We start from the raw sequence: 12,212 nt of genomic DNA, 5'->3' as shown, positions 1-12,212 counted from the left end.
CGCGGCGGTCGCGTAAAGGATCTACCAGGCGTTAAATACCACATCGTCCGCGGTGCGCTCGATACTGCAGGCGTTGCAAAACGAACCGTTGCAAGATCGAAATATGGTGCTAAACGACCTAAAAAATAGTTTGGCCTAAACAGACCGGCACTAGATTTTGCCGAGTTTGAGTAAAATTTTAAAATTTGAAGGAATAAAATGAGAAGAAGAAAAGCTCCCGTTAGGGAAGTTATGCCCGATCCGATTTATGACAGCAAAGTAATCACAAAATTTATTAATTCGCTTATGTTCGACGGTAAAAAGAGCGTCGCTACCGAGATCATGTACGGCGCCTTAAATTTCATCGACAATAAAGACGGCGAGAAGAAAGGTATCGAAATTTTCAACGACGCCATCGATAACGTTAAGCCTTTGATGGAAGTTAAGTCTCGTCGTGTAGGCGGCGCCACATATCAGGTTCCGATCGAGGTCAGGCCGGCTCGCCAGCAGGCTCTAGCTATTCGCTGGATCATCTCTTTTGCGAGAAAAAGAAGCGAACGCACGATGATAGAGCGCTTGGCTTACGAGCTTATGGACGCCGCAAATTCTAAAGGCTCTTCATTTAAGAAGAAGGAAGACACCTACAAGATGGCGGAAGCCAACAAAGCTTTCGCGCATTATCGTTGGTAGGAGGGCATCATGGCAAGAAAAACCCCTTTACATATGGTTAGAAATATCGGTATTGCCGCCCACATCGATGCTGGAAAGACGACTACAAGCGAAAGAATTCTATTTTTTACCGGCATGAGTCATAAGATTGGCGAGGTTCACGAGGGCGCCGCTACTATGGACTGGATGGAGCAAGAGCGCGAGCGTGGTATTACGATCACGTCTGCCGCTACCACATGCTTTTGGAATAATCATCAGATAAATTTGATCGACACCCCGGGCCATGTTGACTTTACTATCGAAGTCGAGCGCTCGATGCGCGTTTTAGATGGTGCGGTAGCAGTATTTTGCTCTGTAGGAGGCGTTCAACCTCAAAGCGAGACCGTTTGGCGTCAAGCGAATAAATACCATGTTCCGCGCATCATTTTCGTAAATAAGATGGACCGCGTCGGCGCAAATTTTTACAATGTCGAGCAGCAAGTAAAAGATAGGCTCAAAGCACATCCTGTTCCTATTCAAATTCCGATCGGCGCAGAGGATGATTTCAAGGGTGTTATAGATTTGGTTACTATGAAGGCGCTCGTTTGGGATGATAGCAAGGGTCCTTCTGCTCCCGAGATCGTTGAAATTCCTGCCGAGCTACGAGAAAAAGCGCAAGAGTATCGCGACAAAATGATCGAAGCGGTAGCAGAGACCGATGAAGCTTTGATGGAGAAGTATTTTAACGGCGAAGAGCTAAGCGTAGAAGAGATTAAAAAGGGCATCAAGAAAGGCTGCTTAAGCCTAAGCTTTTTTCCTATGCTATGCGGTACCGCGTTTAAAAATAAAGGCGTGCAGCCTTTGCTAGATGCGGTCGTAGATTATCTACCTGCGCCTGATGAAGTGCCTGCGATTAAGGGTCAGTATGAGGACGGCAGCGAGGTTCACGTAAGCTCTACCGACGAGGGCGAGTTCGCGGGTCTTGGATTTAAGATTATGACCGATCCTTTCGTAGGTCAGCTTACCTTCGTGCGCGTATATCGCGGTGTTTTGGAAAGCGGTAGCTACGTCGTAAATACCGGCAAGGGCAAAAAAGAGCGCATCGGTCGCTTGCTAAGAATGCACTCAAATAAACGCGAAGAGATCAAGGAGCTTTATGCGGGCGAGATCGGCGCCGTTGTAGGTCTTAAAGACACTCTTACGGGCGATACTCTAGCTAGCGAAAAAGATAAAGTAATTTTAGAACGTATGGAATTCCCTGATCCCGTTATCAGCGTAGCGGTAGAGCCTAAAACCAAAGCCGATCAAGAAAAAATGGGTATCGCGCTTCAAAAATTAGCGCAAGAAGATCCAAGCTTCAGGGTCGCAACCGACGAGGAGAGCGGACAGACGATCATTTCGGGAATGGGTGAGCTACACCTCGAGATCATCGTAGATAGAATGCTTAGAGAATTTAAAGTCGATGCCGAAGTCGGACAGCCGCAGGTTGCATATCGCGAGACTATCCGTAAAAAGGTCGAGCAAGAGTACAAATACGCCAAGCAATCGGGTGGTCGTGGTCAATACGGTCACGTATTTTTACGCCTAGAGCCTTTGGAGCCGGGCACCGGATATGAGTTTGTAAACGATATCAAAGGCGGCGCGATTCCAAAAGAATATATCCCTGCGGTAGATAAGGGCTGCCAAGAGGCGATGCAAAACGGCGTTTTGGCGGGATATCCGGTCGAGGACGTGCGCGTAACTGTCTATGACGGAAGCTACCACGAAGTCGACAGCTCCGAAATGGCATTCAAACTTGCCGCTTCTATGGGCTTTAAAGAGGGCGCTAGAAAAGCAGGCGCCGTAATCTTGGAGCCTATGATGAAGGTCGAGGTGGAAACTCCCGAGGAGTATATGGGTGATGTCATCGGCGATTTAAACAAGCGCCGCGGACAGGTCAATAATATGAGCGAGCGCGGCGGCAACAAGATCATCGACGCGTTCTGCCCGCTTTCGGAGATGTTCGGTTACTCCACCGATCTGCGCTCTCAGACGCAGGGTCGCGCGACCTATTCGATGGAATTTGATCACTACGACGAGGTTCCTAAAAACGTCGGCGAAGAGATCATCAAAAAGCGCAACGGCTAAGCTTAACGAGCGCTAGGGTGCGGCGATAACTTTATCGCCAACCCCGGCGCTTCTTGAAATTTTAAAACGGCTCTTAGAATTTAACCCGCTTTACGAGCCAAAATTTTAACTCACGCTCGCTTCAAATAAAATTTCAACTCATAAGTTTAACTCCTGCCGATCGTAAATTTAGATCAAAAAATTTCAATTAAATTTAAAAATTCAAAGCATAACTTAAAATGCGCTCATGATGCCGCGCCTATCGTTTTACTAGAGATCTATTCTTTCGTAGAGAAAGCACACATGCAACGTTATCGCTTTGATTTACATTCACGGACAAAATTGCTGCAAGCTGGATCGCAAGTAGGGTAAAATTTTACTTTCGGCGCAGCCTCAAGGTAGAGCGCTATCATAGACTTATATCGGATTGAGATTATCAGTGCTTTATGCGGGTCGCGGTATTTTCCGCAGGCGGGTGTTTAAATTTTGCCGCCGCTTTATGCCGTAAAATTTCATCCTAGCGCGGCGATCTACGAGCCGATCATATCGGTCGAGCCGGCGCTCTAGCCCGCCTGTTTTCGGATTTAGCAGGCGTTTGCTTTCGCGGGCTATAATGCGCCCATTTAAGATATTTTAAAACAAAGGAAAATCATGCAACGAACCAAATTGCAAGGCGTAAGCGTCGGTCTTTTGGGCAGCAAGCTTAAGCTTGGAGATAAGGCGCCAGAGGTTAGTCTGGTCGCGGCCGATCTTAGCGAGGTCAAAGTCGGCGGCGGCACGGGCAAGGCGCAGGTCATCATCGCCGTGCCGTCCCTGGACACGGACGTGTGCGCGACCGAGACGCGCAAATTTAACGAGCGCGCCGCGAGTATAAAAAATACCGAGGTTTTCGTGGTTTCGATGGATCTGCCGTTTGCCGCGGGCAGATTTTGCTCGACCGAGGGGATCAAAAATTTACGAGCCTTAAGCGATTTTCGCGATAAGGAGTTTGCGCGCGCATACGGCGTGCTGGTCGCGGACGGCGCGCTTGCGGGGCTAACGTGTCGCGCGGTTTTCGTCGTGGACACCGCAGGCAAGATCGCCTACAAGCAGATCACGGACGACATCGCAGATGAGCCCGATTACGACGCGGCACTCAATGCGGCGGTGTTTGCGAGCGGAAGCACTGCGACGCAGAGCTGATGCAATTTTTAGGTTTGCGGTGCAGACGTTACCCGCTTAAATTTAGCGGGCTTAAAATACGCGGACGGGCGCCTTGCTCGCCCGCAACTTTAAATTCTAAAATTCCACTGCGCCCTGAAATTTAGCAGGCCGCGGCTGAATTTCGGCGGATCTGGGTTCGTGATCCTATTTGCGCAGTTCGCAATAGAATTTTAAAATTTATCCCCAATCAATTCATAAATTTATCTCATATTCGGCGCACTTTTTATCTACTCACGCATATTATGATTTGAAAAAACAGCGCGCGAACGGGGTTAAATTTGAGCGCAAAAATACAGGCGGCAGTATCGCGAGATGGATTTAAATGTTGTGCAGAAATTTTAAGTTAAGATAAGGCATATAGCCTATCGCGGACTTAAAATTTCAAACTCATTTAAAGACGCTCGCGAGACAACGCGCAGTATTTTTTCTTTAGACGAGGCGGAAATGAGCCGAGTGAAGGAGCGTATATTATAATACGTGACTGAAATTCGGCGAAATTTCCAACGACGTATAAAGGAAAAAGACACGCCGCTAGGTATTCAAGTCCGGATAATCCCATGCGTTATATTCGTCCGTCAGATTATCGTTCTCCGCCCCCTTGCAGCACAGCCACTCTAGCCCGCCACGCCTCTCCATCACGACCTCTTCGTCGAGCCCCGCGCAGTCTGAGCCGTGCACGCGGGCATTGACGCACGCCCAGTGGTAGCGGTAGATGAGATCGAGCGCCTGTAAAATTTCATCCGTGTCGCGCAGCTTCACGCGCGCATAAAAATCGCCGCCGCTAAAGGTATCCATCACAAAGGCGCAGTCGCAGATCTCGCTCGGAAAGCTAAGCTCCTCCACGAGCCCCATGGCCCACATCAGCGACCACAGCGACTCGTATTTCCAGCCCATATTTACGGCCTCGTCGCGGCTCGCCTCGCCCTGCACGACGCTGCGCTCCATGCGCGTGAGCTTGTCTATGCACCCAAAGCGGTTATTTAGAAAGCCCTGCACGCCCTGCTTATCCTCATCCGCGAGCTTGCCCTCGTCTCTGATCGAGCAGGCGCACATTATCGCCGCGTACGAGCAGATCGCGCGGGCGATGACCTCGCCCTTTTCACGTGGGGAAACCTCGTCCGTCTCGTATCGCAGCGGCAGATGGTCAATGTACGGCACGCCCTGCGATTTTAAAATTTCGATGCTTATATCCTTGCGCTCCTGCGCAGTCTTGCCGATCTTTGCGGCGTTTGTGCTATTTTTGCCGCCTTTTTTAAAAAAATCTGAAAACGCCATGAGCTCTCCTTAAAATTTTAAACGCATTTTAAAACAATCGCGCAAAATTTCAGCTTACGACGGCGGGACGGATTTTTTAAATTTAAGTTCAAACTGAGCTTTGCAAATCGGACGGAAATTCCGTGCCTCATCTTGTTAATTTATACGGCGCCGTTCAGGCTCGTCAGTGCCCGTAATAAGGCAATGAAAAAGGATCGTTCGCGCCGCTAAATTTAAAGCCGCCGCTTTGAAAAATTTTAGCGGCGAATTTTATAAGCGAACGATTTTGCTAAATTTCAGAGGCAAATTTTATTAAATTCACGCGCGCCGTTTGGGGTTAAAATTCTACGCCGCAAGCCCTTGAGGCTGTATAAATTCAGACCGCATAAATTTAAAGCCGCGTTAAAATTTAGACCCGCCGCTCGCATTGCCCGTTTTTAAAATTTGTCGATGCCGCCTAGCTTGGACGCCGCCCTTTGCTCACGCTAGCGATGCCGCCCGTTTACGGCGTCGCAATATTCGGCAGTTTGCCGTTGTTCGGATCAAATTTTAAAATTTTACCGTCCGCGCAGCGCTTCGCGTAAAAATAATCTTTGTAAAAAGAGGCGCCGCAGCTAAGCTCGCGACCGATCGCTTCGTCGTTTTTAGGTTTATTTCCGGAGAAATTTCCCCAAGTAGCCGCGCCCGGATTTTTTGCGGCGAGTCGCAGCGCGATCATCTCTACGGCTTCTTGCGTCTCTGCTTGCCCGTGCCTTCGATGATGCTTCGATATAGATCGTCGTAAAATATCTTTGCGAGCAATTCAGGCTCTTGCGGCGGTTCGGACGAGATAAAAAATTTGAAACTTTGCCTCAGGTCGGTTAAGTTTCGGCGGCCGCCCGCATCGATTTTTACGGCACTATAAGCGCTGCCGCTTTTTTGCACATATACCGTCCCGCCGCAGCCGGCAAGGATCTCCGCGATATACGGAATAAAATCGCTAAGCGGCATAAGAAGGTGAATGTAGGGCATTTTATCTCCTCTTTTAAATTTTACTCTTTATGGCTTCGGCGATCGCGCGCCGCTTTAAATCGATGCTTATCTTTTGACCATACGTCCACATAAGTAGCGCGCTTTGTCGCGCAAATTTAAAAGCGGCGCCCGAATTTAGCCGAGCGCCGCAACTGAAATTTAACCGATTCGCGCATTCAAACTAGCGGTGCCGTCTGGCGCACCTCTTGGTTAAATTTGAGCGGGTGCGATCAATACTTAAACGAGCTTCCCGGCTCGATCAACTTAACCTTTTGTTTATAATTCATCTTTAGCACCGCAGCAGGCCCGAGCACGGTCGCCTTCTCGCCCTCAAGCCAAAACGCCGTACCTTCCGGCATCGCATAAACTGTCGATTTTTGATTGGCGATCAAAAATTCCTCCAGCCTCTCCTCTCTGCTCTCGCCGTTGTGCCCCACAGGCTTGCCCGAGATGAAGTGCGGATTGATCTGGTGCGGGAAGATGTTGAAGGTATTAAACGACTCGGGCTCGATGATCGGCATATCGTTCGTCGTCATCATCGTAGCGCCCGCGACGTTCGAGCCCGCGCTCCAGCCGATATACGGCGTGCCGTCCTCGACCATTTTGCTAATCAGAGCGATGAGCTCGTTTTCGTACATATCGTGCACGAGCTTGAAGGTGTTGCCGCCGCCTACGAATATGCAATCCGCACTCGCGACTTCCTTCGCGGCGTTTTTAGCGTGATGGACGCCGACGATGTTTAAATTTAGGCTCGCAAGCGCCTCTTTGACGCGCTTTTCATATTCGTCGTAGCTCCTGCGTAGGCTTGCGTAAGGGATGAAAACGATCTTTTTGCCCGCGAGGTTGTTTTCCTGCGCAAATTTACCGATCCACGCCACCGCGTGCGATAGATACTTCGTGTCCTTGTAGCCCGAGCTTGAGAGCAGCAGCGCTCTTTGCTTGCTATGATCGCGCTTAGAGAGCTTAAACGCCTTTTCGCTCGCAGCTAGTTCGCTCGTACTGAGCATCGCAGCACCCGCCGCCAAAGCGGCTACCTTTAGTAGGTCTCGTCTTTGATTTTGCATCTTTTCTCCTTTAATCAAAGTTGATATCTGTTTTGAAATTATATTCCTTTACATATAAAGAGGGGCTGAATATTCGGTTTAAATTTTGCTCGCCAAAAGGCCTCGCCAAGGTAAAATTTTAAACTATTAAATTTCGAAATTCGACGAGGCGCCGCGCCGTAAAATTTAAAAGCGCGGCTAAATTTAATGAAATTTACGCTTCGGCTTTCGGGGTATATGAGCCCGTATTGAAAAAATAGCATACCCCAAAAACTATTCCGCAAATCGGCGCTACGATTAAGGCGTACAAAAATATATGAGCTGCGGCGCCTTCCAATATTCCGGTAAAAATCAAGGTCGGATATAAAAGCAAAACTATACTGGCAAAATTTTCTATCGTAAAGACCAACAAACTATCTCCTTGATCCTTGATAAAAAGGTTGCTGTATCGCTTAGTCTTAGTGTATCTTAAAAAACAGATCGTCGCGCATATAGGCAAAACTATTATCGCGACATCACGAATATCTCTAAAAATTTTAGACGACGATTCTATACCGATATTCGAAAAAAGCAAATCAAGAAAAAACATTAGCATTAGCGAGAAATAGATGGTTGTAGCCGCCGACGAATAATACCCTATAATCACGCGTCTGATAAATCTATGCATATCGTATCGCTTCTTTAAATTTTCAGGGATAGCGGCAAATTTCTCGTCCAGCTCTTTCGTGTCTGATTGGAATTTCTCGTCCACAGCTCGCTCCTTTTGTAAAGCGCTAAATTTTAGAAATTATATCGAATTTAGCGGCGCAAAGTGACTAAATTTAGGTCTAAATTTAAATGCGAAAAAGTATAATCACGCCATGGTTTTGACGCAAAATTTGATCTATGAAATTTTACCCTTGTGGGGGAGATCCCCGCGGGCAGGGTCGCTAGCTACGGGCAGATCGCGCTCCTGATCGGGCTGCCCGCTTGCTCGCGGCTCGTGGGGCGCGTGCTCTCGCAAGCAGAGCTCTACGGCGACTACCCGTGCCACCGCGCCCTTTATCACGCGGGCGCTTTGGCGGCGAGCTTTGCGGCTCAGCGCGAACTGCTAGAGGCCGAAGGCGTGGAATTTAGAGGCGAGCGCGTCTGTATGAAAAAGCACCGCTGGGAGTGCTAAGGCCTAATCGCCGCAGCCTGAAGCACGGAATTTACGGATCGTTTGAAGCGCAAAATTTTAAATTGTCCGCGGCATGGAATTTTAATTTATAAAATTTTAGATCCGCGCAGGTTTAAGCGGCGTAGCGGCAGCGCTGCCGACCGCTAAGAGCCTGCGAGCTTCATTTGTTTGTAGATGCGGCGCAAATCATCATGCGTGAAAAGATAAAATTCATCTTTTTTGCGTGGCGGCTTAAATGCTGCACTAAGCGGCTCCTCGGCATCAGTCCGCCGCAGTTTTACGAAGCAGGCGCGACGCCGCCTATTGGTTTTCTTGTCGCGCCCGTTTCGGCGCCGCTTGTAGATTTTGGTTATCGCAAATTTTGTAGCGGCCGAACTGGCGGCCGACCTATCCGCCCTCGGCGCGTTAAAAATTTTAAATCGATGCGGCTTCTGCGGAAGACGGAGAAAAAGCGGCGAAATTTTAAAATTTATTTCAGATTAAACGAAAGCCTATATAATCGGTAAAATTTCATTTGAAAGGCAAAACTCCCGACTCCCGATATCGCCGAGCACGGCGCGTTTTTCCCGTCGCCGTTTTCGCTGTCACAGTTTACGGCGCCCGTGAGCGATCTGGCGGATTTTAATTACGAGAAAAAATACGACGGCGATAAAAAAATCCTCATCATCGCGGCCGACGAGCGGTATTTGCTGATGGACAACGGGACGTTTTTCTCCACGGGCAACCACCCCGTAGAGACGCTCGTGCCGATGTATCATCTGGCGCAGGCGGGCTGGGACTTCGAGATCGCGACGCTCTCTGGAAATCCCGTAAAATTCGAGTTTTGGGCGATGCCTGCGAAGGACGAGCGGCTCAAGGGCTTTTTTTGAGAGCTACGCGACTAAATTTAAAGAGCTAAAAAGCTCGCTGATATCGTAAAGAAGGGATTTGACGAGTATTTTGCGCTCTACATCCCGGGCGGTCACGGCGCGCTGATCGGGCTTGACGAGAGTCGCGACGTAAAGGCCGCGCTAAAATGGTTTCATGAGCAGGGTAAATACATCATCACGATCTGCCACGGCCCAGCCGGGCTGCTAGCCGCGGCGCTTGACGAGGATAAGTTTTGTTCGAGGGCTACGAGCTCGTGCTGCTGCCCGACGTCATTGACCGCACCTCGCCCGATATATAGGCTACATGCCGGGCCATCTGCGCTGGTATATGGGCTCGCGGCTAGCAAAACTTGGGATGAAAATCCTAAACGAAGGTATCAACGGCGCCGTGCACAAAGACCGCAACCTGCTCTCGGGCGATAGTCCGCTAGCAGCCAATAACCTCGGCAAACTGGCGGCTAGGACATTTTTGGAGTCGCTGTAAATTTTACGCCGCTAAGGTCGGCATCTCGGCATAAAATTTTAATTTTTACGCGGCGGAAAAATTTAAAATTTCAAAGCGTGCCCGCTTCGGCTTTAAATTTAATGATCGCCGTCCTGCGCGCGGTGTAATCGTTTAAAATCGCCGCTCGCCTTCGATTTGCAAGCGATGCGCTGTGCAGCGTCTAAATTTAAGTATTCAAATTTTATCACACTTTTGCGCGCGAGTATTAAAATCTTTTGCGATCTTTCAAATTTTGCCGCGCTACCTCATAGGGCGGTGCCTTTGGCGGGCGTGAAAAGCCCCTGCATATCGACGCCTTCGAGCTTCAGCAGCTTTATTTTTCTATCGATGCCGCCTGCATAGCCCGTGAGGCTGCCGTGCGTGCCTATGACGCGGTGGCATGGGATGATGATTGAGATTTCGTTGTGCCCTACGGCGCCGCCCACGGCTTGCGCGGACATCTTCGCTAGCCCGCGTGCTGCGGCGATTTCGCGCGCGATCTGCCCGTAGGTCGTGGTTTTGCCATATGGAATTTTAAGCAAAATTTCCCACACGGCGCGTCTAAACGCCGAGCCCACGGGATTTAGAGCGGGCGTAAAACCCGGCGTTCGCTAAAATACAGATCGAGCCAGCGCCTAGTTTGATCGCAAACGGCTAGGTTTTTCTCCTCGAAGTACCAGCTTTGCTCGTTTTGCTCGTTCGCGCAGAATTTTCCGCTCCCACCTTGCGCCGAAAGATTGGTCGCGCGAGATTTTTCGCCCGTGTCTTTAACTGCAAAATCGCGCGCATTGTACTTTTTATCCGCACCGTTCGCCGCTTTTGCCGCAAAATCGCTCTTTTCACTCTTTTTCAGCGCCGCAAAATCGCGCTTTGTTTCGCTCGCGGCGTGCTGCTCTTTTGCGAGCAGATCGGACGCGATACGCTTTTTATCCGCACCGCTTTTCGCCTTTAGCGCATGACCTTTCTCTTAGCAACCCTCTCTCGCAGCGGCATCTGTTTTTTGCCGCAATATCGCGCGTGCAGAATTTGCCGTCCGCACCGCTCGTCGCGAGAGCGTGCGCGTAGTATTTTTCGCCCTCGAACCACAGCCCGCAAAGCCCCGCCTCATCGCCCGCGAGTGTGATTTTGCCAAGCGGCGAGTCGTAATATGCGATAAATTTCATCGCTCCTCCTATTTTGCGATTAAATTTAGGCGCCCCAAGTAGCGCCTAAATTTCCCAAATTTCTAAAATTTGCGGGCAAATTTTAGCTACGCTTTGCTTAAACTCCGCCTTTTGCGCGGCGCTCGGGTTGCTAATAGCTTCAAATTTGCAAAAAAGCTCGGCGATCTTTAGCCAGCCCGCAAGATTTAGATCGAATTTTTTCAAATTTGCCTTGGATAAAAACTCCAAATCATGGTCGTAAAACGCGATCTCGCCGCTAGAGCTTAGCAGCCAAAGATCGCCGCTGCCGCTGTCTGCGAAGATACAAAACTCGCGCAGCAGCTCGCTATCGCCCTCAAAAGGAAATTTCGCCACGTCGTTGCAGAGCGCGATCTCGTGCTCTTTCAGCACTCTAAAATCGCCCGCAATCTCCCTGCCGAGGTATCCGCCTAGGATATTTTTAAGCTCGTTTTTGTTTAAAATTTAACTCCTCCGCTTTAGTTTCGTTTTTTGGCGTAGAGCATAAGAAAGCCGACCATCGCCGCGAAGATCACGCACATCGCAAGCGTCACGATGAGCGTGCCATGCGTCGAGCCGCTTAAAAACAGCCCCGTCGTGTTCATCCCAAAAAAGCTCGTGATGAAATTTAGCGGCATCAGCAGCGACGAGATGATCGTGAGAATGTAGATGTTGCGGCTAATTTTGTCGTTTTTGAGCCCCTGGATGAATTGATAGATATCCTCGATCCTGACGGCATATTCGCTCATTACGCCTTTAAAAACGCCCGCTTCGTAGGCGTAGTTTTTCAACCGCTTTTTAAGCGCCGGCTGCTCGTTTGCGCAGATGAGAAGCGCCTCGTAAAAATGCGAAATTTTGTTTTGAAATTTGCGGATTTCGTATTTTAGGATAGAGTGCCTTTTCATAAATTTTGAAAAATCACCGCGACGCGTGTAGATTTTTTCGTAATTCTCAAGCTCTGCGGAGTGCTCTAAAATTTTATCGCGGTACTGCGCGAGGATCTTTTTAACGACCGCGAAAAACTCCGCCTCGCTGCTAAGCCGCACCTCGGCGGTACCCTCCTGCAAATAGATCGCGCCTGCGTCGAAAATAAAGCGGTAGTTTTGCTCGCGTGGCGCGTCCGTCACGAAGTACACATACTCGCGATCCTCGGCGTAGTAGTAGCCCGAAACGCTGCGCTTTTCGGTAATCGGGTTCAATGAGACCTCCTTATTCAATCGTTTTAAATTTGCGGAATTTCAGAATTTCGCTCAAATTTACGGAATTTTGAAATTCTGTTGCCGATCAGAATTCTGA

Annotated in this window: 15 protein-coding genes and 3 pseudogenes; 8 read left to right on the top strand and 10 right to left on the bottom strand. The window is 49.3% G+C overall.

Annotated elements, in window-relative coordinates:
* From rpsL to tpx, 4 genes and pseudogenes are all read left to right on the top strand, one after another.
* Positions 1-129, top strand: a pseudogene (gene rpsL / locus Q0537_RS00670) (30S ribosomal protein S12); the annotation flags it as partial.
* A 69-nt stretch (positions 130-198) separates the two neighbouring features.
* Positions 199-669 (top strand): 30S ribosomal protein S7, encoded by a 471-nt coding sequence (gene rpsG / locus Q0537_RS00665; protein ID WP_299224220.1) that lies wholly within the window; start codon positions 199-201, stop codon positions 667-669.
* A 9-nt stretch (positions 670-678) separates the two neighbouring features.
* Positions 679-2,754, top strand: a complete 2,076-nt coding sequence (gene fusA, locus Q0537_RS00660; protein WP_299224217.1) for an elongation factor G — start codon at positions 679-681, stop codon at positions 2,752-2,754.
* A 630-nt stretch (positions 2,755-3,384) separates the two neighbouring features.
* Positions 3,385-3,915 carry a thiol peroxidase gene (tpx, locus tag Q0537_RS00655; protein WP_299224214.1) on the top strand — a complete coding sequence of 177 codons (531 nt, stop codon included), beginning with the start codon at positions 3,385-3,387 and terminating at the stop codon, positions 3,913-3,915.
* Between the two features lie 552 nt (positions 3,916-4,467).
* On the opposite strand, the gene Q0537_RS00650 is transcribed toward tpx, so the two are convergent.
* The 5 genes from Q0537_RS00650 to Q0537_RS00630 all read right to left on the bottom strand — a co-directional run bounded on the left by Q0537_RS00650 (position 4,468) and on the right by Q0537_RS00630 (position 7,995).
* Entirely contained in the window at positions 4,468-5,211 is a 744-nt protein-coding gene (locus Q0537_RS00650) for a DUF4272 domain-containing protein (protein ID WP_299224211.1), read from the bottom strand.
* 481 nt (positions 5,212-5,692) lie between these two features.
* Positions 5,693-5,908, bottom strand: coding sequence for a hypothetical protein (locus Q0537_RS00645; protein ID WP_299224208.1), 216 nt, complete (start codon positions 5,906-5,908; stop codon positions 5,693-5,695).
* Positions 5,909-5,910: 2 nt separating this feature from the next.
* The gene (locus tag Q0537_RS00640) at positions 5,911-6,201 is read right to left on the bottom strand and encodes a hypothetical protein (protein WP_299224205.1); all 291 of its coding nucleotides are present in this window, start codon (positions 6,199-6,201) and stop codon (positions 5,911-5,913) included.
* 230 nt (positions 6,202-6,431) lie between these two features.
* Entirely contained in the window at positions 6,432-7,265 is an 834-nt protein-coding gene (gene pepE / locus Q0537_RS00635; protein WP_299224202.1) for a dipeptidase PepE, read from the bottom strand.
* A gap of 193 nt (positions 7,266-7,458) precedes the next feature.
* Entirely contained in the window at positions 7,459-7,995 is a 537-nt protein-coding gene (locus Q0537_RS00630) for a hypothetical protein (RefSeq protein ID WP_299224199.1), read from the bottom strand.
* Between the two features lie 150 nt (positions 7,996-8,145).
* On the opposite strand from Q0537_RS00630, the gene Q0537_RS00625 reads away from it, so the two are divergent.
* The 3 genes and pseudogenes from Q0537_RS00625 to Q0537_RS10375 all read left to right on the top strand — a co-directional run.
* The gene (locus Q0537_RS00625; protein WP_298979147.1) at positions 8,146-8,403 is read left to right on the top strand and encodes an MGMT family protein; all 258 of its coding nucleotides are present in this window, start codon (positions 8,146-8,148) and stop codon (positions 8,401-8,403) included.
* 602 nt (positions 8,404-9,005) lie between these two features.
* A complete protein-coding gene (locus Q0537_RS00620) occupies positions 9,006-9,272 on the top strand; it encodes a hypothetical protein (RefSeq protein WP_299224196.1) in 267 nt (88 codons plus the stop codon).
* Positions 9,273-9,314: 42 nt separating this feature from the next.
* Positions 9,315-9,431 (top strand): annotated as a pseudogene (locus tag Q0537_RS10375) (hypothetical protein); the annotation flags it as partial.
* Here Q0537_RS10375 and Q0537_RS00615 read toward each other — a convergent pair.
* Positions 9,425-9,619: a hypothetical protein gene (locus tag Q0537_RS00615; RefSeq protein WP_299224193.1), complete on the bottom strand. Its 195-nt coding sequence runs from the start codon at positions 9,617-9,619 to the stop codon at positions 9,425-9,427. The pseudogene Q0537_RS10375 and the gene Q0537_RS00615 overlap by 7 nt on opposite strands.
* An 8-nt stretch (positions 9,620-9,627) precedes the next feature.
* On the opposite strand from Q0537_RS00615, the gene Q0537_RS00610 reads away from it, so the two are divergent.
* Complete coding sequence (locus Q0537_RS00610) at positions 9,628-9,756, top strand: hypothetical protein (protein ID WP_299224190.1); 129 nt, start codon at positions 9,628-9,630, stop codon at positions 9,754-9,756.
* A 266-nt stretch (positions 9,757-10,022) separates the two neighbouring features.
* On the opposite strand, the pseudogene Q0537_RS00605 reads toward Q0537_RS00610, so the two are convergent.
* From Q0537_RS00605 to Q0537_RS00590, 4 genes and pseudogenes are all read right to left on the bottom strand, one after another.
* Positions 10,023-10,322, bottom strand: a pseudogene (locus tag Q0537_RS00605) (MGMT family protein); the annotation flags it as partial.
* 360 nt (positions 10,323-10,682) lie between these two features.
* Positions 10,683-10,919, bottom strand: a complete 237-nt coding sequence (locus Q0537_RS00600) for a hypothetical protein (protein WP_299224185.1) — start codon at positions 10,917-10,919, stop codon at positions 10,683-10,685.
* A 45-nt stretch (positions 10,920-10,964) separates the two neighbouring features.
* The gene (locus tag Q0537_RS00595) at positions 10,965-11,309 is read right to left on the bottom strand and encodes a hypothetical protein (protein WP_299224182.1); all 345 of its coding nucleotides are present in this window, start codon (positions 11,307-11,309) and stop codon (positions 10,965-10,967) included.
* A gap of 86 nt (positions 11,310-11,395) precedes the next feature.
* Entirely contained in the window at positions 11,396-12,115 is a 720-nt protein-coding gene (locus tag Q0537_RS00590) for a CorA family divalent cation transporter (protein WP_299224179.1), read from the bottom strand.
* Between the last annotated feature and the right edge of the window lie 97 nt (positions 12,116-12,212).

Origin of the sequence: uncultured Campylobacter sp., from assembly GCF_938017775.1 — a bacterium.
Classification (GTDB): Bacteria; Campylobacterota; Campylobacteria; order Campylobacterales; family Campylobacteraceae; genus Campylobacter_B.
Note: the sequence above shows the minus strand (reverse complement) of the source record. Positions and strands in the feature narration are given on the sequence as shown.